This is a genomic window from Sphingomonas sp. 37zxx (assembly GCF_000786205.1).
In the GTDB taxonomy this organism is placed as follows: Bacteria; Pseudomonadota; Alphaproteobacteria; order Sphingomonadales; family Sphingomonadaceae; genus Sphingomonas.
The window spans coordinates 21,804-41,417 of sequence record NZ_JROH01000010.1 but is presented as its reverse complement, the minus strand read 5'-3'; the positions used below and the strand labels follow the sequence as shown (position 1 = coordinate 41,417).

Below are 19,614 nucleotides of genomic sequence, written 5' to 3'. Positions count from 1 at the left end.
GCGGCGCAGGTTGGCTGAGTAGCAGGTGCCGGCCGAGGGGCAGGCACCCACATAGGCCTTGTCGAACAGGTTGGAGACGTTGCCCGCGATGCGAAATCCACCGAGGTCGTAGTGAATTCCGCATCGAATACCGTTGCGGCGGGCACCGGCAACGTGTTCGCGGTGTCGGCCCAACTCCGGCCGACATGACGCACGCCAGCGCCGAGCCCGAAGCCAGGCAGGAAACTGCCGTCGGGCAATGTGTAATCCACGAAGGCAGAGGCCGTGAATTCGGGCGTCGCGGTTGGCGTCTTGCCCACTGTCCCGGCGAGAGTGTTGGACGATGCACGGTTTCTGATCTCGAACCGGGTCAAGGCGGCGGTTATATTGAGCGTAGGCACCGGGCGCGCCTGAACCTCGATCTCGCCGCCGCGCGAACGGACGAGGCCAAGCTGACTCTGGTTGGTGGGGAAGCCGGCTATCGGATTGGACACGACGACCCCGTCGCGTTCGATCGAGAACAGGGAAGCGGTGGCGAGCAGCGGGAAGCCACTGGCCTGATATTTCAGGCCCGCTTCCCACGCCTCACCCGTCTCGGGACGGAAATACTGCCGCGTCGCCAGCTCGACGCCGATGACCGGCGTAAACGAGGTCGCATAGCTGACGAACGGTGCGAGACCGAACGACGTCGCATAGCTCAGACCGGCACGATACGTCGTTTTCGCAGGCTCGCCGCGTGTCGCCGCGCCGCTCGCGGCGATCGCGGTGATGCCGACCCAGTCGTGACGGGCTGAAAGCAGGGCATTCAGACCGCCAATAGTGATCCGGTCCTGCAGATATAGCCCAGTCTGGTCGAGATTCTGTCGTGTCGTGCCGGCTGCACCCAACGCCGGAATGACCACATTGTAGACCGGTGCTAAGATGTCGAGCTGTGGCGCGGTCCCCATCCGGTTGGTGTTGCGCGCGCGAGAGTAACTGTAGTCGATGCCGCCGAGGATCTGATGTTTCAAAGGCCCCGTCGCGAACGTCGCGTCGAGGTGGTTATCGACCGTAATGTTGTCGAGTTCGGCATCCAGCGTCGAATTGCCGCGGTTAAGGACATAGCGGCCATCGACCAGCGCCGGGTTGCCAGTGAATGATCCGAACAGCCCCGCATAATAGAGGTCAATCTCGGCATAGCGGCCGTTGGATACGAAGCGCAGATTTTCTCCGAGCTTCGTTTCGAGCGTATACCCCGCCTCGAACTGGTCACGGTCGTAGGCATCGACCGAAGGATCGCTGACGAACAGGTCGATCGGGATGCGCCGGCCGTCTGGCAGCGGGGTGACGAAGCCGGCATAGGGCACGAACCCGGTCGGCCGTTGCGACCGGTCGCGCGTATAGCTGGTGCGTAGCGTCAGGGTCGTGTCGCTGGTCGGCGTCCAGCCGAGCGCCAGAGCGCCAAAAGTGCGGTTGTCCTCCGCTAGTTCGACTTGGGTGTCGCCACGCCGGACGAGCGCGTTCGCGCGGACGGCAAGTGTGTCGAAAATCGCGCCGCCAACGTCTGCCGAGCCATAGACGCTGCCATATTCGTCGATGCCAGCCTCAACGTTTGCGATCGTGCGGCGCGTCGGTGCTTTTGAGACGATGTTGACGATTCCGCCGGCGCTGCCGCCGCCGTAGAGGACCGATGACGGACCCTTCAGCACCTCCAATCGGCGGATCCCTTCGGCGGGCGTAGTCCACGACAGGAACGCGCCCGAATTGTAGAGAACCAGACCGTCCTTGTAGAAGTTTGAGCTCGCGAAGCCGCGCAGCTGATAATATTCGATCCGCGTGTCGCTGCCAAATGCCTGAGCACGCACGCCGGAGGTATAGTTGAGCGCTTCCGCCACCGTGCGCAGGTTGAGCGCATCGATGAAGTCGCTGTTGACCACCGAGATTGCTTGCGGCGTCGTCAGGATCGGGGCGTCGGACTTTGTGGCGGCGCTGCTGTCTGCGACCACAAAGTTCTGGCCGATGACGACGATGTCGTCGCGACGCGTTGCATCTTCGGAAGGCGTCGTTTGCGCGAACGCCGGTGTGGCAAGACAGGTCGTGAGCAACAGCAATCGTCGGGAAAAGGTCATGAACGGTCCAGTTTGGTCAAGCGCAGATGGGTTGAGGAGTATCAGCGGAAAACTCAGCGCTTGGTCGCGGCAGCAAAGCGATCGGAGACCGCCTTCCAGTTGACCACCTGCCACCAGCCATCCAGATAGTCGGCGCGACGGTTTTGATATTTGAGGTAGTAGGCATGCTCCCAGACGTCGTTGCCCAGGATGGGCGTGCCCTTCACCTCGGCCACGTCCATCAGCGGATTGTCCTGATTGGGTGTCGAGGTGATCGCGAGCTTGCCGTCCTTGCCGACGATCAGCCACACCCAGCCCGAGCCGAAGCGGCCTGTGCCGCTGGCCTTAAACGCCGTCTTGAAGGCATCGAGCGAACCGAAGCCTTTTTCGATCGCCGACCGTAGCGCGGGCGAAGGCTGGCCGGTCTCGGCGGGCGGTGCCATCGTCTTCCAGAAGAAACTGTGGTTCCAATGCCCACCGGCGTTGTTGCGCACGATGGTCGGAAGCGTGCCTGCACGCGCGACGATCTGTTCGAGCGTCTGGCCAACCAGCGTCGGGGTCTCGCTCACAGCCTTGTTGAGCGCATCGACATAGGCCTTGTGATGCCTATCATGATGGATGGTCATCGTGTCAGCATCGATTGCGGGCTCGAGCGCGTTCGCGGCGTAGGGTAATGGCGGCAGGTTGAACGCTGCCGGTTGCGGTGACGCTGCCGGTGCCGCCTGCTGGGCCGATGCGATGGTTGGGGTCAGCAGCGCAGCGGCAGTGGCCAGGACCGTGGGAAAGATACGCATGAGATAGGTTCCTTTTGCCGAGGATCAGAATTTCCGGGTGAACGACAGCTCGACGCTGCGCGGCGCGCCGATGAAGACGAGACCTGAGGCGTAGCCCGACCAGTCGGCGTAGAATTCGTCGGTGAGATTGCGACCGCGCAGCGTCAGCGTGCCGAATGACGCGTTCGACGACACCGCCGCATCGACCGTCGTGAAGCCGTTGACCTTCGTGACGTTCGCGGTCTCGGTGTAGAAATCGCCATTGTGGCGAACGCTGCCGACCAGCGTAATCGGCAACGCCTTGGGCGAATAGGTCACGACAAGATCGGCGAGCTGCTCGGGCACGTTTTGCGGCCGGTTGCCGGCACGGTTGAGGCCCCCGGCTTCGATCAGCTGCAGATATTTGGCGTCGAGCAACGTGCCGCTCGCCGTTACGTTCAGTTCTGGCGTGACTGGCAGGTTCAGCGAAAGTTCCGCCCCGCGCGATCGCTGGGAACCACCTTGCAACACTACCGCAGGGTTGATCGGATCGCGGGTGAGGATATCGTCCTGCTCGATGTTGTAGACCGAGGCGGTCAACTCAACGCCGCTACCGGTCAGCGAGGTCTTAATTCCGGCCTCGTAAGAACGGCCGGTGGTCAGTTTGTAGCTGGCGTTGGTCGCGCTCAGGAACAGCAGGCCGCTGACCGGCGTCACCGCATATGTGTATTGCGCGAACAATTGGGTCCGCGGTGTGATGCTATAGACCGTGCCCGCCCGCCATGAGATCGGGTGATAGCTCTGGCCGTAGGTCTGGACCGCGCCGTTGGTAGCGTTGAGAACGCGGCGGTCGAGCTTCACATAGTCATAGCGAAGGCCGCCGACGACCAGCCACTCGTCGGTCAGGTTGAGTGCGTTCTCGGCGAAGATCGCGACCGCATCGACCTTCGCGGTGACGTCTTGGCGGGTCGCGAAATTGGCGGGCGTGTCGGCGGGGAAGGTGCCGCGGACCGGGTTGAACGGGTCGAGCGGGGTGCCGGTGCCAAAGCGGCGCACAGTGAAGAAGTCGGTCTCGCCATATTCGGCACCGATCGTGAACCGATTGCGAAGCCCGGCGATCTGGCCGTCAAAGGCGAGATGCAGGCGCTGGTTCCAATATCGGTGATCGTGGCTGATGAACGTCGCACCGCGGCCGATCCGTCCGGTACCCGCGTTGAAGCTATACTCATCGGCATTCTTGTAGTCCCGGAAGCTGTCGTAATAGCTGGTGTCGCTGACGATCTTCAGCGTGTCGGTGAGTGCGTATTCGCCGCGCGCGCGCAGCCAGGTCGTTGTCGATCCGTCGCTGCCGTCTGTATAGCCGAAATTCGTCTTGCGCATCGCCTTGTCGAGCACCAGCCCGGAGCTGCCCGACACCGCCGACGATGGATCGCGCGCCAGCGCCCGTGCAATGACCGGCGTACCATAATAGGCCGTCTTGAACCGGTCCTCGAAATGGGCGACCGAAACCACGAGCGAGAAGCGGTCGCTAGGCTTGAATAGCAGCGACCCCGTTGCGGCGAAGGTGTGGCTGTCGGTATCGTCGATCCAGCCGGAAGACCGCGAGAACGAGACGTCGCCGCGCACGGCCACGGTCTTGCCCAAAGGCAGGTTTACGTCCGCGGCGAGCCGTCCGGTGTCGAAGCTGCCGTAGTTGGCCAGCATTTCGCCGCTCGGCCCGTCGAGATTGGGGCGGCGGGGCACGAAGTTGATCGCGCCGGCAAGTGCGCCTTCGCCCGAGGTTACCGAGGCCGGCCCCTTGATGACCTCGATCCGCTCGAACGACCACGCATCCCAGTTGCGTAGGCCGACGTCGGAATTGGCCATGCGAACGCCGTCATAGAGATAGTTAACCGCGCGGTGGAAGCCGCGTATCGAGACCGAGCCGATCGAGCCCGGCAGGTTACCGGAGGCGACGCCGGGTGCTGCGTTCATCGCCTCGATCGCGTTGCGGACACCCTGGATCTGGAAGTCCTGCTGCGTGACGACATCGACCACGGCCGGGGTCTCGCGGATGGTCAAGCCAAGGCGACCCGACACTTCCGTCTCCTTCTCGAGTTGCTGGCCGGTGACGATGATGTCACGATCAGCGCGGTCGGCTGAGCCATCTGCGGTCTGAGCTAGCGCAGGCGACGCGACAAGGCAGGTGGCGATGGCGATGAACGATGACTTCACGAGAAATTCCCTGTTGCATGTGATTGGGCGCGGGCAGCAAGGTGCCGGCGCCAGTGGAGGAACCCGGTCACGAAGAGCGCGAGGGGCACGAGACCGAGGATGATGGCGAGGATGCGGGTGCCAAGACCCGCGACCGATCCGTCGTGGAGGACGCGGATCCATTTGGCAGTGGTTGTCCCGGCATTGCCGCGCCGGACGTCGTGGACGGCAAGCACGGCACCGGAATACTGATCGACGAAGACGAAGCTGCTCGGGAAGCGGTAATGCGGGTCGCCGGGAAACTGGACGCGCATGCGAAATGGCTCGGACCCCATGCCGGGCACGTCGATGAAGGCGAGCCGCGCCTCGGGAACAGCACGGTGCGCAGCGGCCAGCGCTTGCGATACCGCGATCTGCCGACCGCTCGATGCCTTCGATTGCGGGTCCGGCACCTCGTCGGGCGCGGTGATTGCGGCGGTCAGCACCTGGGTCTTGACCGCTGGCAACGCCAATAGAGCCCCGGTGCCGACAAGGATGAAGAGCAATGCCATGCTCCAAACACCCGCGAGCTTGTGAAGATCGCGCAGGCGGCGGATCGGCGGAGCCCTTCGCTTGAACGCAAGCGCTTTGCGCCAGCTGCCTCGTGGCCACCACACGATGATGCCGCTGACCAGCAGCACCAGCATCGCGAAGCCCGCCCAACCGACGATCTGGCTGCCGATTTCGCCGGCGAGCAGGTGCATGTGCAGCTCATAAAGCCAGCTCATCAGATAGCCGCCCCACGGTTCGGCACGCAGCACGCGGGCGCCGTCGGCCGAAAACCAGACCATCTCGCGCTCGGCGTGATGACTGTGATGATCTGATGGGTAATAGCGCGCAGGGATCGCGCCGCCTTGTCCGGTGGCTTCGAGCGACCAGCTGCCATGCGGATCGTGCCAGCGTGCTCGCCCGGTGGCGAGCGCACGATCCCAGACCGGCGAGGTCCAGCCCGGTGCTGCCGTGCTCACTCGCTCCTCGACGGCTGGATTTAGCGCACTGTCGATTTCGATGTAAAACACCAAGGCTGAGCCGGTCGCACCCAGCAACGCGAATAGTCCGCCAAGCGACAACCCTAGCCAAAGGTGGAATTGTCGCAGCACGATGCGTGTGCGCGTTCTCATGCGTCGCGGCTGCGTGCGCTGGCGAGCGCGGCGCTGATGCGCGGGATCAACACCCGCCGTTCGGCAGCCGAAACGCATGACCCGACAGCATGGCGCTCGTGGCGGAACACCAGCCACAGGTTGCAGTCGCATTCGGAGTAGCTCGATACCTCAAGCCTGGTCCAGAAAGCCGGCAGCGAGATCCGCGACTGGCGACCGCGCCCGTCAAGCCGGAAAAGCTCGACCTTGCCGTCCGCGACGCGCAATCGCTCCTCAGGCACCGCTGCCTTGCCGAAGATATGCAACGCTACCGCCAGCGCGCCCATATCGAGCACCATGAAGATGAGCACGGGCCAGGCGCCGAGTACCACGAATCGTAGCGACAGCAGCGTGGCCACGATGCCGAGCGCCCCCAGCAGATACTTGCCCTGAACGGGCAATGCGGAGCGGGGCGCGGTCATCCGGATTTCGCGATCGGACGCTAGAATTGGGTTCCACGGGCCAGCGCGCAAGTCCCGCTCTTGCGCGGGCATGGCATCGGAACTCATTGCGTCACCGCTGCGACGGCGGGATTGCCGACGTTGATCGAGAGCATGTCGCCGATCACCGCATCGCCTACGCGGCCCACCACGCAGATCCCGATCAGCAGCCAAGCCGATCGGCGTGTCTGCCGAAGCCAGGCGATGAACCCATTCGGAGCGCGGGTCACTTGGCGGCTCCTGTGGCGCGCAGGGCGTCGCGCACCTGACCGGGGAATGCGGAGTACATCGATGCCATGATCGACTTCACCTCGGCCGGCGCAGTGCGGGTCGAGCCTGCGTTGAACGGCGGCTGCGGATCATATTCGCAGCCGAGCTGGACGCCTTGCGCGTAGGTCGCGTCGCGCAGTTCTGCGACCATGGTCAGCCCAAAATCGAGACCTGCGGTGACGCCCGCGCCGGTGATGCGATTGCGATCGCGCACGATGCGCTCGGACACCGGCGTCGCGCCACAGTCGGTGAGCGTTTCAAGCGCCGCCCAGTGCGTGGTGGCGCGATAGCCTTTGAGCAGCCCGGCGGCACCCAGCACGAGTGCGCCGGTGCAGACCGACGTCACATATTGCGCGCGCGCACCGCGATCGGCGACGAAGTTGCGCGTCGTGTCATCGCGCATCGCCGCCAGCGTGCCGGCGGTGCCGCCCGGCACGAACAGGACGGTCAGGTCCTTCGGGCACTGCTCGAATGTCGTGGTCGGGATCATCGTGACGCCGGTGTCGCTGGTCATCGGATCGCGCGTCTTGCCGACGAGATGTACCGTCGCCCCCATCAGAGCCGCGAACATATATTGCGGACCGATTAGGTCGAGGATCGTCATGCCGGGATAGCAGAGCATTGCGATCTGGTCGGGCTTCACCCAGCCCGGCGGCATCGCGTCCATTGCATTCCCGGCGTGCGGGTCAGCAGCCGGTTTGTCCTGCGCGCTGGCCCCACTGGCGGCAAGCGCACCGAGAAGTGCGGTCATCAAGGCAGCGCGCCGATCGATCGGCGCGTTGAGGGCGGATGCGACGGGGCCGCGCGGATCACGGGCGATCACAGGTCGAACCCCACGGTGACGAAAGCAGAGCGCGGATTGCCTGGCCGCACGACGTCCTGCGCAAGATACTGGTACGGGATGAAATAATCGGTGTTGAGCAGGTTATCGACGCGAAGGCCGATCCGCGCCTGCCCAATCCGATAGCTGGCGAGCGCGTCGACGACCGCATAGCCGTCCGTCTTGGCACCGGTCGGCAGGGTCATGACCGCGCCCGAATTGGCGGTGACGCCCGCACCCAGCTCAAGGCCTTTCAGACCGCCGTCCTGAACGCGATAGCGCGCCGCAAGGCGTCCGCTATGCTTGGGCACGCGCGGCAGGCGACTGCCCGCCGGAATGGCGTTGTCTGCCAGCACGCGCGCATCGGTATAGGCATAGCTCGCCAGCAACGAGAAGGCAGGCGTCGGCTCGAAGATCAGGTCCGCCTCGACGCCTTCGCTCCGCTGCTTGCCGACCTGCACGGAACTGCCGAACGTATTGGGGTCCGGCGTTGGCACGTTGCTGCGATCGATGCGATAGGCGGCGATCGTGCCCGACAGGCCGACGCTTGCCAGCGCGAACTTGAAACCGCCCTCGAAGCTTTCCGATCGTTCGGGAACTGGTGGTTCCGCGCCGCTGAAGAAGATCGCGAGACGCGAGCCGGTCGCATAGCCCGCGAACAGCGAAATCCCCTCGGTTAGATCGAGGGTCGCGCCGATCCGGGGGTCCCACTCATGATAGCTGCGGTTGTTGCCCGCGCCGCCCGCCACTTCCTCCAGCCGCAGCTCGCTATAACGGATCGACCCAAGCAGATGGACCGGACCGATCGTCACCTGATCCTGAAGATAGGCGGCATTGGTCTTGTAGCGGTTGGTAATGAACTGGTTCAGCGTCGGCTCGGTGAAGCCGCCAACCCGCGCAGGTCCGGCATAGTCCAACGCGAAAGGCGTGAAGAGGGTGAAGCCGATCGCGGCGTCATAATCGGTGCGGTCGGCTTGCACGCCTGCGAGCACGACATGCTCGATTGCGCCTGTTGTGAATTCGCCGGTCAGCGAAAGGTCACCGGTCCATTCGCCGATATCGGCGGGCAGGCGTGCGCTGACCTGCGGGCAGGAGGTGTCGTTCAGGAACGAGGCCGCACCGCAGGGGTAGAAGCCGAAGAACGGCGTGGTCGCCCGCTCGTCGAACGCGCTCTCATAGCGACGCAGGCGCGCATTCAGCGTCAGGCCCTCGGTCAGTTGCTGCTTCAGCTCCAATTGATAGGTCAGATTATCGATCGTCGTGCGGGGCGCATCGACCGCGCCGGTGAAGCGGGCACGATCCACACGCGGGTCGTCGCGAAACTGGGCGGGAAGACCGGCATATTCGAGCTGCTCGACACGGGTATGCGTCAGCCGCGCGACAATGTCGGTGCCGTCCGAGGGGGCAAAGCGGATCGATGGCGCGATCAAGGTGCGATCGACCTTCACGGCGTCGATATAGTCGCCGTTGGTCTGCGCCTCGCCGACCAGACGGATGGCGAGCGTCGAGGAGAGCGGCACATTGGCATCGGCCGCCGCCGAATACTCGTCGAAGCTCCCGGCACGCACGCGGAAGGCAAAGGCTCGGGTGTCATTGGCGGTCTTCGACACGATGTTGATCAGCCCGCCGAGTGGCGATCCGGTGCCGCCGCCGAACAAGGTAGAAGTGGGGCCTTTGGCGACCTCCACCCGTTCTGCATTCCACAAAGACGCGGGATCGATGACGGCGGTGTCACCATAGCCAATTAGGCCATCGGTAAAGATTTCGGCCTCGAACCCGCGGACGATCGGGTTCGCCAGCACGGCTTCAGACGGGAGCGTCGGCACTACGCCCGACACGTTGCGCAGCGCCTCGTCCAGTGTGTTCAGTTCCTGGTCGCGGATGAAAGCACGGGTCAGCACCTGGATAGACTGCGGCGTCTCGATCAGCGGCACGGGCGTGCGGGTGACGCTGGCTTCATCAGTGCGATAGGTTTCGCGCTCGCCGGTGACGACGATATCATCCGGCGTCCAGCGCTCGGGCGGCGCATCCTGGGCATGGGCGATGGCGGGCAGGCAAAATGCGGCGACGGACGCCAGCAGGCAGGTCTTGGTCATTGGAAACTCCGGCAAGATCAGGAGCGCGCCTTTGCGCGCGTCGTTGCCGGAGAAGTGGACCGATGCCGCAGATAGGCGGCCCAGTCAGATCATGCGACTCCGGCGATCAAGCCAGAGCGGGCGGCCCGCGCAAGGGCGGGGTCAGGAAATCGGCCGAGACCGGTGCGCGACTGACGGGCGGCGGCAGCGCAATCTCGCGCAGCGGCAGGGCAGGCAGTGCGAGGACGGGCGGAAGACCGCCCGCCAAAACCGGTGCTGACAGCCCTGCAAAGGCGCAGGGAGCCGGTTGCTTATGATGGTCGGACGGATGCTCGCTGTCATCGGACCGCTGCAGATCGATGACCATCGTCTTGCCGCTGGCCATGCCGTCGCAGATGGTGACGACGATGCCCTGAGCGGTCTGAACCGGCATGAAGCCGGAAGGAACGACGACTCGGAGGGCCAGGGCCAATGCAAAAAGCGCAGCAAACAGGCTGCGCGCGCTTCCCTTTTGTCGAATGGCCCCGAACATGACCGTGCTGATAGCGGCGACCTTTGTCCTTGTCATCAACAACTGAGGCGCGCTGAGCCAAGGCATTGATATGGCTGGAATCTTATCGCACTTGCTTTCTAATTGCGCGCGATATGAGCTACAGGCGCACACTCGGTCGCCTCCCGCGCATTTTGATCACGATTATTGAACTGCGACGTCGAGAGCGCGCTTGATGGGGTGACGTTCTGAGCGGGCAGGTTGGTAGGTGGCCGGAATTATCGCGCATTTGACATGCGCGATAATCCTACGGTGTTAACAGGATGAGCGACGTGCTGACGGTATTTCCTGACGTGATTTTTGGGAGAAAAAGGGTGGATTGACGGTATTTTTGAGAGGCAATTTGTGAGACTGGTACGCATCAGATCTTCGCAGGAATGCGACCAACGGGGCGAATGATAGCGAATGATCTCGACACGCCGATTTCGAGAAGAGCGGAAAATTCGTCAATAAAATCAATAGTCCGACTTTTTGACGGCGTGGGTAGCGGCATCCTGAAATGCAAAAATATTTTGATTAGGAAAATCAGATAGTTATGATGGTGGCGCACAATCGAGTGGGAATGAGCGTGCTCGCTAACCCCTGCTAATCGTCGGGTTGCCTGAACCTGGGCAGCAGATCGCCGAGCAATTGGTTGGGAAACCGGCGGTTTAGGGTGATCGCATAGAAGCGTTCGGCCAGGCGCGGGATGCGGCAGTGTTCGACCAATATCCCGGATTCGAGCTCGTCGCGGACGACGATCGGCGGCACCAGCGTCAGGGCGTCGCGCTCGCGCGCCAGCAGGCGCAACATCGCCATGTCGTCGACCTCGGCCAGGATGATCGGGCGGATTCCGTCCAGTTCGAGCAGCCGATCGAAGCCGATCCGGATGTCGCTGTCGAGGCTGGGCAGCAGGATCGGCTCGACGCGCAGATCGTCGGGAAAGCGGAAGGGGGGCCTCCCCGGCCTTGGCCGCCCGACCAGACTGACTGGCTGTTCATTGAGCAGATGGTTGCGGAAGGGCGCGTGGGCATCGCGCGGGGCTGCTCTATTGGATAGAACAACGTCGATCGCATGCGCTTCGAGTTGCGCCAGCAAGTCGCGGATGGTGCCCGATCGCACGATCAGTTCGACATCGGTTCGCCCCACCAGCGGGTGCAGGAATTCGAGCTGGAAATTGCGCGACAAGGTGGTCAGCGCACCGACGCGCAGCACCTGGCGGCTTGCCACCGGCATGCCGACGAGCGTGCTCATCAGTTCGTTGCCGGCGTGAAACACGGTGTCGGCATAATCGAGCGCGATCTGCCCCGCCTCGGTCAGCACCAGTCGTTTGCCGACCCGCTCGAACAATTGATGCCCCATCTGATGCTCAAGCTTTTGAATCTGAACCGATAAAGCCGATTGCGACAGGTTCAGCCGCTCGGCTGCCTTGGTGAGGTTGCCCGCATGCGCCACCGCCCAGAAATAGCGCAGATGGTTGAAATTGAGCGTCTTCATATCGTTCTATAAAACAGAACGATCTGTAAGGAACAATGAATTTTTCAGCGAATTATTTAGCCGATACTCGGGCCGCACCGTTTTATGGGCTGCGAAGGAGCCGGTGTTGCCGATCGATTATCTACCGCATGCTGCACCCTTGGTGCTGGCGCTCGCTGCCGGGGCTTGCTTCCGACAGGGCACCCGCCGCGTTTCGCGCTTGGCCGAAGTGGCGGCGCTCTTCGCGCTCGGCATTGCCGTGTTTTCGGCGCTGCTGCCCGCATTCACCGCGACCGGCAATGCTGGCGCGATCGCGGCGATGGGGCTGGAGCGCTCGCACAGCCTCGACACGCTGAACATCGTGATGCTGCTGCTGGTATCGTTCATCGGTTGGGTCGTGGTGCGCTACACCGCGACCTATCTCGACGGCGAAGCGCGGCAAGGCGCCTTTACTGGTTGGCTGTGCCTGACGCTGGCGGCGGTGCTGCTGCTGGTGCTGGCGGGCAATCTGGTGCAGCTTGTCCTTGCCTGGATCGGCACCAGCCTGTTCCTGCATCGGCTGCTGCTCTTCTATCCGGGGCGAGTAGCGGCGCAGCGGGCGGCGGCCAAGAAATATGTGACGTCCCGCATGGGGGACACGGCACTGGTCATCGCCGCAGTGCTGCTGGCGCTGGCCTATGGTACCACCGACATCGCCGCGATCCTGGGAGCCGCGCGCGCGGGCACCGGCGGCGGGCTGGCGATGGCGGCGGCGGGTTTCCTGGCGATGGCGGCGCTGCTGAAATCGGCGCAATTCCCGATGCACGGCTGGCTGACCGAAGTGATGGAAGCGCCGACGCCGGTGTCGGCGCTGCTCCACGCGGGCGTCATCAACGCCGGCGGCTTTCTGCTAATCCGCTTCGCCGATGTCATGCTGCTCGCGCCCGGCGTGCTGGCGGTGCTGGTGATGGTCGGCGGCTTTACCGCCTTGTTCGCCGGGCTGGTGATGCTGACCCAGCCCGCGGTGAAGACCGCGCTGGCATGGTCGACCGTGGCGCAGATGGGCTTCATGATCCTCGAATGCGGGCTGGCGCTGTTCCCGCTGGCGCTGCTGCACATCGTCGCGCATTCGCTGTACAAGGCGCATGCGTTTCTCTCATCGGGCGGCGCGGTCGAGCAGATCGCCGCCAATCGCCGCCCCGGACCCGTCGCGATCCCAAAGGTGGGGGCGGTCGGGCGGGCCTTTGTGCTGGCGCTGGTCATTTACGGCGTCGTCGGCTTTGGCTTCGGGTTTCAGCATAAATCGCCCCAGGCCATCGCGCTGGGGGCGATCCTGATCTTTGGCGTCGCCTATATGCTGGCGCAGGGGCTGGCCGATGCCGCGCCCAAGGCGTTGACGCAGCGCACCCTGGGATATGCCCTCGCCACCTCGACCGGCTATTTCGCGCTCCAAGTCTTTGCGATGTGGCTGACGGCGGGAGTGCTGCCCGCGCCGCCCGCACCCGGGCCGCTGCAATGGGGGCTGATCGCGCTGGCGGTGCTCAGTTTCGGGCTGGTCGCGGTGGTGCAGGCGATGTTCCCGCTATGGGCCTATCACCCCGCCGCCGCCGGGCTGCGGGTGCATCTCTCGAACGGCTTTTACGCCAATGCGGTGTTCGACCGGCTGCTGGGCGGCTGGCGGCTGCGTAACCACCCCTGATCCGAACGGAAACGATCATGATGAACGCACAATCTGCATCGTCGAAGGATGGTGTCTCCCTTGGCGCAGCCGTCGATCGCGCGGCCAGGGCAGTCCCGCCGGTCTGGCCGCTGGCGTCCAGCGTCGCGGTAAACCCTTTCCTGGGGCAGGCTGGCGAAAGCCTGGCGATGGTCGCGGCCCGGCTTGGGCGCGTGGCGGGTGCCGCCGTCACCATGCCGCGCGACTGGTATCAGGCGCGAATCGCCGATGGGGGCATTACCGATGCCGATCTTGCCGACGCGCTGGCCAGCGCCCCCGTGTCGACGCGACCCGCCAACCTCTTTGCATTGAAACTGGCCGCCCGGCGCGCTTCGGCCGATGCTACCGGCGCACTGCCGACGATCGCCAATCTGGCGGCGGCGGTGTCGGGCATCGATTGGCCCGGCCTCATCGCCGAGCGCTTCGGTGCCTGGGCGGCGGGATATTTCGACGAAGGGCAGGCGCTATGGGCCGCCCCGCGCGACGGCGGTGCTTACGGCGTCTGGCGGGCGATGGCGACTCACGACATCACTCCCGAAATCGCCGGGTTGCCGGGCTTTGCCGCCTATGTGGCAAAAGCACCCGAAGCGGCGGCGGATGCGATTGCCCGCGTCGTCGAGACGATCGGCTTGCCGGCGGCGGCGACCGAAACCTATTTCCACCAGATGCTGATGACGCTGGGCGGCTGGGCGCAATATGCCCGCTATCAGCTTTGGCAGGCCGAGCTTGGCGGTGGCACCGACACGACGATCGAGGCGTTTCTGGCCATTCGCCTGATCTGGGAAGCCGCGCTGTTCGAGCGTTATGCCGACCAGATCGAACTACGGTGGCAATCGGCAATGGTGCTGCATGCCGCGCCGGTGACGCCGACTGCCGATCAGGCCATCGATTCGATCCTGCAAGAGGCGGCGGAGCGCGCGGCGCAGCGGCTATTGGCCGAAACGCTGGCGGCACCCGGCATCGCTCCTTCGGCTGACCGTGCGGCATTGCAGGCCGCGTTTTGCATCGACGTGCGATCGGAGGTGTTCCGGCGCGCGCTCGAATCGGTCAACCCGGCGATCCAGACGCTGGGCTTTGCCGGATTTTTCGGGATCACCGCCTCGCATCGCCGCTTTGCTTCGGATGTGGCCGAGCATCGCCTGCCGGTGCTGCTCAATCCGGGCCTGACCAGCCGGTCGGGCGGGCCTGAGGAGGCTGCGGCGGATCTCGCTGCGCGTTTCAAGGCGCGGGCAGAGCGCGCCTGGGGCCGGTTTCGGCTGGCGGCGATCTCGTCCTTTGCCTTTGTCGAGGCGATGGGGCCGGTCTATGCTGGCAAGCTGGTGAGCGACGCGCTGGGGCTGCGCGCCAAGCTGGCACCCAACGATCCGATGCCGCGCCTCGATCCCTCGCTCGATCTGGCCGCGCGGACCAAGGCGGCAGCGGCGGTGCTGCGCGCCATGTCGCTGACCAGCAATTTCGCGCCGTTGGTGCTGCTGGCGGGGCATGGGGCCAATGTCGTCAACAATCCGCATGCCAGCGGCCTGCATTGCGGCGCGTGTGGCGGCTATTCGGGCGAGGTGAATGCGCGGCTGCTGGCTGCGCTGCTCAACGATGCCGATGTCCGGCAGGGGCTGATGCCGGAGGGGATCGAGATACCGGCGGACACGCGGTTCATTGCCGCTTTGCATGATACGACCACCGACGCGGTGACGCTGTACGCACAGGACGGCGGCGCGGCACCGCATCCCGACCTGACGGCGGTGCGGACCTGGCTTGCCGCCGCAGGAAAGATCGCGCGCGGCGAGCGCGCGCTGCATTTGCCGCGCGCGACGACCGGGGCCGAATTGGTCAAGCGCAGCCGCGATTGGGCCGAGGTTCGGCCCGAATGGGCGCTGGCGGGGTGCAAGGCGTTCATTGCCGCGCCGCGCCGCCGGACGGCGGGCAAAAGCCTGGAAGGGCGCGCGTTCCTGCATGATTATGACTGGCGAGGCGATGCCGGCTTCGGCGTGCTCGAGCTGATCCTGACCGCGCCGGTGGTCGTCGCAAGCTGGATCAGCCTGCAATATTATGGATCGACCGTAGCCCCGGCGGTGTTCGGCGGCGGCAACAAGCTGTTGCACAATGTCGTTGGCGGCATCGGCGTGGTCGAGGGCAATGGCGGCCCGCTGCGTGCCGGGCTGCCGTGGCAATCGGTTCATGACGGCGAGCGCTATGTCCATGAACCGCTGCGGCTGTCGGTTTGCATCGAAGCACCGCGCGAGGCGATGAGCGAGATATTGGCGCGCCATCCGGGGGTGCGCGCGCTGTTCGACAATCGCTGGCTTCACTTGTTCGCGCTGGACGATGCCGGGCGGATGGCGTGGCGCTATGCCGGGGATCTGGACTGGACCCCGGTGCTTCAGGATGCGCCATCTGCCGCTGTCGCCGACATGGCGGCCTGAACGATGGCCATTCAGGCGATTGCCATCCCGCCGGGTTCCGTAGCGGCGGGCCTTTCAGTGACACCCTATGCCGGCGAACGCGCGATCCTGGCGACGATGCACGCCAAGGAGCGGGCAATCGCGCCGATCGCCGCGCGTTTCCTGGGCCTGCGCGTCGAGGTTGCCAGCGGGATCGACACCGATGCCTTTGGCACGTTCAGCCGCGAGGTGCCGCGCACCGGGTCGGCCCTGGCCGCAGCGCGCGCCAAGATCGACGCCGCCTTTGCCGCGATGCCCGATGCCCATATCGCGCTGGCGAGCGAAGGCAGCTTCGGCCCGCATCCCTATCTTCCCTTTTGCCCGCTACAGCAGGAGATCGTCGTGCTGGTCGATCGCGTGGCGGGTATCGAGCTTGTCGGGCAATATGCCACGCCCGACACCAATTTTTCGCACGCGGTAATCACCTCGATCGAGCAGGGGCTGGCCTTTGCCCAGCGGATCGGCTTTCCCGATCATGGCGTCATCGTCATGGGCTGCCGCGACGGTCAGCCGGCGCATGAGCTTGGCCTGGTCAAGGATGCCGTCACCTGGCCGGCGCTGACCGCCGCGATCGAGGCATGTCTTGCCGGGGGCGGCGGTGCCTTTGTCGAAACCGACATGCGCGCGCATCGCAATCCGCGCCGCATGCGCGCGATCCGGCGCGCGACAATTGATCTGGCGCGGCGTGGCCGCAGCCAATGCCCCGATTGCCGCCGTCCGGGCTTTGCCGTGACCGAACGTCTGCCGGGACTGCCCTGCGGCTGGTGCGGCGAGCCGACGCTGTTGGCGCGGGCAGCGCTATGGTCGTGCGCCGGATGCGGGCGGCGCGAGGAGCGCAGGGGCGATGCCGACAAGGCCGACCCCGGCCAATGCGCGGAGTGCAACCCATGAGGGCGGACGAGCGGGTAACCAGTGTGCGGCAGGAGCCCGAGGTCAAGCTTTCGATCGCCGATGCCCGGATCGCGTGGGTGCTCAATCATCCGCACATGAGCGACTGGGTGAAACAGGCGCTTCGTTCGGCGGACGGGCTCGATCCGATCGCGCTGCAAAATGATGTCGAGATGCTCCGGCATCTGATCGCCCCGCGTGCCGAAGCGCAGATCGAAATCGCGGTCACCTCGGTGTTCGTCGATTGACGGCGTGGCGGCACGCACACCGCCATAGGTTTTGCCGGGGCACGCGGTATAATCGGCGGCGATGGCAGGGTATTGGTGCAGGGTTGCGTTGAGGCGCGGATCGGTCGGTCGGGGGATGGCGATCGCTGCCGGCACGCTCGCGCTGGCGGGGTGTGCGGGGCGTGACTATCGCCCGGTCGCCGATACGCCGGTCAAGATCGGGCGTCCCTATACGGTGCGCGGCACGACCTATGTGCCCGCCGCCGACCCGCGCTATGACGAGCTTGGCTATGCCAGCTGGTATGGCAATGAATCGGGCAAGCAGACCGCCAATGGCGAGCGGTTTCGCCCCAAGGGCATCAGCGCCGCGCACAAGACCCTGCCATTGCCAAGCTATGTCGAGGTGACGTCGCTGGAGACTGGCAGGACGATCCTGGTGCGGGTCAATGATCGCGGCCCGTTTGCGCGCGGCAGGGTGATCGATCTGTCGCGCGGGGCAGCGGACCTGCTCGGCATGCGCTCTGCGGGGGCGGCGGCAGTACGGGTCCGCCGGGTCGATCCGTCCGCGCGCGACGCTGCCCGTTTGCGCGCCGGCAAGCCCGCCCAGGATCGCCCTGCCGCTTCGGGCCGCGTGCTGGAAAGCCTACAGGCACAATTGGCGGCGGGGGAGCGGGCGGGGCTGGTGCAGCGCTAGCCGCCCCGACCCCCACCCGAACCCTATCGAGCCGGGGCAGCACCGCTGCTTTCGGCCAGCACCGCAGCGGAAACCTTCGCCTGCAAGGCCGGGTCGCTTTGCATGGTCTGCGCGATCTGGTTGAACTTTGCGGGTTCCAGCCCGGTGGCTTGCACCTTTGCCGCCATTTGTGCCTGTTTTTCGGCGGGCGCGATCGCGGTATCCTTTTGCACTGCTTCGACCGCGACGACTGCTTTTGCGAACCGGGTAACGTCCGCGTCACTGATCGGGCCGGTGCTGGTGGCGGGCGCGGTCTGCGCCTGGGCTTCGGGCGCGGCCTGACCGCTCGCCATCGCTTGGGCAAAGGCGGGGCTGTTCACGGTCAACAGTCCGGCAGCGACGATCGTGAAATGTCGGATATTCATCAGGGTTCTCCAGGGTAAACGAGAGACTATGCTCCAGATACACCATGACGATCGCCGCTTGATTTGCTAAGGGCAACCGTATCGCGGTGGATCGGTGCTTGGCCGCGACCAGAAAAACCATTGCATCGTCTTGTCGATGCTATCGCTCAACCCATCGTGTCGTTCGCGATGTCGCGGGCAGGGGACGCGACCGCTTCGGCCTTCGCGAGTACGCGCAGGACGTTGCCGCCCGCCAGCTTCGCCAGATCGGCATCGGACCAGCCGCGCTGGATCAGCTCGGCGAACAGCAGTCGCCAGCCATCGACGCCCGCCATCCCCTCCGGCCCGGTGCCGCCGATGCCGTCATAATCGCCGCCCAGGCCGACATGATCGCGCCCGGCGATCCGCGCGATGTGTTCGACATGGTTCGCGACATCGGCGGCGGTCACGCGCGGGGCGGGGTTCGCAGCTGTCCACTGGGCCATGCCGGCATCGTTGGTAGCGATGCCCAGCCGCTTCGCCTCGGCACCGCGCCGCGCGTTCCAGTCGGCATAGGCCGCCGACACGAACACCGGATAGACATTGACCATCACCACGCCGCCATTCGCCGCGGTCAGCCGCAGCACGTCGTCGGGCACGTTGCGTGGGTGCGGGTTCAGCGCGAAGGCATTGGAATGTGAGAAGATTACCGGCGCGCGGGTGGCGGCGAGCGCGGCCTTGGCGGTGTCGGCGGATACGTGGCTCAGGTCGACCAGCATGCCGATCCGGTTCATCTCGGCAATCACCTCGCGCCCGAACGGGGTCAGGCCGCGCACATTGGGGGTGTCGGTGGCGCTGTCGGCCCAGGAGACGTTCTTCGTGTGCGTCAGCGTCATGTAAAGCACGCCCGCCCGGCGATAGTCGCGCAGCACCGACAGGTCGTTGTCGGCGATCTGGTGCGCGCCCTCGATCCCCATCAGCGATGCGATCCGCCCGGCTTGCTGCGCGGCGCGGACTTCGGCGCTGGTGGTGGCGAGCGCCAGATCATCGGGATAGCGCGCGACCAGCCGGCGCACGAGCGCGATCTGCTCGCGCGTGGTCTTGACCGCTTCGGCCCCGGTGATGGTCGCAGGAATCCAAAGCGACCAGAACTGCCCGCCATAGCCGCCGGCGCGAAGCCGGGCGATGTCGGTCTGGACGGGAGGCACCAGCTTGTCGCCATTGGCTGACAGGTCGGTGGTTTCGACCCGGCTGCCATGCCGTTCGCGCAATTCCCAGGGCAGGTCGTTGTGACCGTCGACCACCGGGCGGGTGGCGAGAAAGCGCTCGAGACGGGCGGCGGCATCTTGCGGGGGGCTGGTGGCCTGGCCCAGCGCCGGCGCGGCGAGCAGCAGGGCCAGCGAAATCCCAAGCATGTTCGTCATATCGTGCTCACCCCGGCCATGTCGCGTAAAGCACGCATCATGTCGCGGGGCGAGCGCGATGGATAGACCCGAACTGCCCCGGCCCG

At 65.0% G+C, this 19,614-nt stretch carries 16 protein-coding genes and 1 pseudogene; 5 read left to right on the top strand and 12 right to left on the bottom strand.

The features are described from left to right. Window positions 1-125 precede the first annotated feature (125 nt). The 10 genes and pseudogenes from QU44_RS17715 to QU44_RS06370 all read right to left on the bottom strand — a co-directional run. A pseudogene (locus QU44_RS17715) lies at window positions 126-2,087 on the bottom strand (TonB-dependent siderophore receptor); the annotation flags it as partial. A 53-nt stretch (window positions 2,088-2,140) separates the two neighbouring features. Then, window positions 2,141-2,860: a superoxide dismutase gene (locus QU44_RS06405; protein WP_033921027.1), complete on the bottom strand. Its 720-nt coding sequence runs from the start codon at window positions 2,858-2,860 to the stop codon at window positions 2,141-2,143. A gap of 24 nt (window positions 2,861-2,884) precedes the next feature. Then, window positions 2,885-5,032, bottom strand: coding sequence for a TonB-dependent receptor (locus tag QU44_RS06400; RefSeq protein ID WP_033921025.1), 2,148 nt, complete (start codon window positions 5,030-5,032; stop codon window positions 2,885-2,887). Beyond that, window positions 5,029-6,171, bottom strand: a complete 1,143-nt coding sequence (locus tag QU44_RS06395; protein ID WP_033921024.1) for a PepSY-associated TM helix domain-containing protein — start codon at window positions 6,169-6,171, stop codon at window positions 5,029-5,031. The genes QU44_RS06400 and QU44_RS06395 overlap by 4 nt, the downstream gene beginning before the upstream one ends. Next, window positions 6,168-6,611: a DUF2244 domain-containing protein gene (locus QU44_RS06390; protein ID WP_033921023.1), complete on the bottom strand. Its 444-nt coding sequence runs from the start codon at window positions 6,609-6,611 to the stop codon at window positions 6,168-6,170. Before QU44_RS06390 ends, QU44_RS06395 begins: the two co-directional genes overlap by 4 nt. Before the next feature lie 83 nt (window positions 6,612-6,694). Further along, complete coding sequence (locus QU44_RS18170; RefSeq protein WP_156140990.1) at window positions 6,695-6,859, bottom strand: hypothetical protein; 165 nt, start codon at window positions 6,857-6,859, stop codon at window positions 6,695-6,697. After that, window positions 6,856-7,650: a DJ-1/PfpI family protein gene (locus tag QU44_RS06385; RefSeq protein ID WP_033921156.1), complete on the bottom strand. Its 795-nt coding sequence runs from the start codon at window positions 7,648-7,650 to the stop codon at window positions 6,856-6,858. The genes QU44_RS18170 and QU44_RS06385 overlap by 4 nt, the downstream gene beginning before the upstream one ends. 68 nt (window positions 7,651-7,718) lie before the next feature. Beyond that, window positions 7,719-9,815 carry a TonB-dependent siderophore receptor gene (locus QU44_RS06380; protein ID WP_052134393.1) on the bottom strand — a complete coding sequence of 699 codons (2,097 nt, stop codon included), beginning with the start codon at window positions 9,813-9,815 and terminating at the stop codon, window positions 7,719-7,721. A 106-nt stretch (window positions 9,816-9,921) separates the two neighbouring features. After that, window positions 9,922-10,368 carry a DUF2946 family protein gene (locus tag QU44_RS06375; protein ID WP_231621642.1) on the bottom strand — a complete coding sequence of 149 codons (447 nt, stop codon included), beginning with the start codon at window positions 10,366-10,368 and terminating at the stop codon, window positions 9,922-9,924. Window positions 10,369-10,929: 561 nt separating this feature from the next. Next, the gene (locus QU44_RS06370) at window positions 10,930-11,820 is read right to left on the bottom strand and encodes a LysR family transcriptional regulator (RefSeq protein WP_033921019.1); all 891 of its coding nucleotides are present in this window, start codon (window positions 11,818-11,820) and stop codon (window positions 10,930-10,932) included. A gap of 103 nt (window positions 11,821-11,923) precedes the next feature. Between QU44_RS06370 and QU44_RS06365 the strand changes: the two genes are divergently transcribed. From QU44_RS06365 to QU44_RS06345, 5 genes are all read left to right on the top strand, one after another. Further along, window positions 11,924-13,477, top strand: coding sequence for an NADH-quinone oxidoreductase subunit L (locus tag QU44_RS06365; protein WP_443018077.1), 1,554 nt, complete (start codon window positions 11,924-11,926; stop codon window positions 13,475-13,477). A 20-nt stretch (window positions 13,478-13,497) separates the two neighbouring features. After that, complete coding sequence (locus tag QU44_RS06360) at window positions 13,498-15,915, top strand: YbcC family protein (RefSeq protein WP_033921150.1); 2,418 nt, start codon at window positions 13,498-13,500, stop codon at window positions 15,913-15,915. Between the two features lie 3 nt (window positions 15,916-15,918). Next, on the top strand, window positions 15,919-16,824 hold the full coding sequence (locus QU44_RS06355) for a DUF6671 family protein (RefSeq protein WP_156140986.1): 906 nt from the start codon (window positions 15,919-15,921) through the stop codon (window positions 16,822-16,824). Beyond that, window positions 16,821-17,069 carry a hypothetical protein gene (locus QU44_RS06350; RefSeq protein WP_231621641.1) on the top strand — a complete coding sequence of 83 codons (249 nt, stop codon included), beginning with the start codon at window positions 16,821-16,823 and terminating at the stop codon, window positions 17,067-17,069. Before QU44_RS06355 ends, QU44_RS06350 begins: the two co-directional genes overlap by 4 nt. Before the next feature lie 115 nt (window positions 17,070-17,184). Further along, a complete protein-coding gene (locus tag QU44_RS06345; protein ID WP_033921013.1) occupies window positions 17,185-17,742 on the top strand; it encodes a septal ring lytic transglycosylase RlpA family protein in 558 nt (185 codons plus the stop codon). 23 nt (window positions 17,743-17,765) lie between these two features. Here the strand turns inward: QU44_RS06345 and QU44_RS17140 are convergent, their stop codons facing one another. Together QU44_RS17140 and QU44_RS06335 are read right to left on the bottom strand one after the other, a co-directional pair. Beyond that, window positions 17,766-18,146 carry a DUF4168 domain-containing protein gene (locus QU44_RS17140; protein WP_052134392.1) on the bottom strand — a complete coding sequence of 127 codons (381 nt, stop codon included), beginning with the start codon at window positions 18,144-18,146 and terminating at the stop codon, window positions 17,766-17,768. 146 nt (window positions 18,147-18,292) lie between these two features. Beyond that, window positions 18,293-19,528, bottom strand: a complete 1,236-nt coding sequence (locus QU44_RS06335) for a dipeptidase (protein ID WP_052134391.1) — start codon at window positions 19,526-19,528, stop codon at window positions 18,293-18,295. Between the last annotated feature and the right edge of the window lie 86 nt (window positions 19,529-19,614).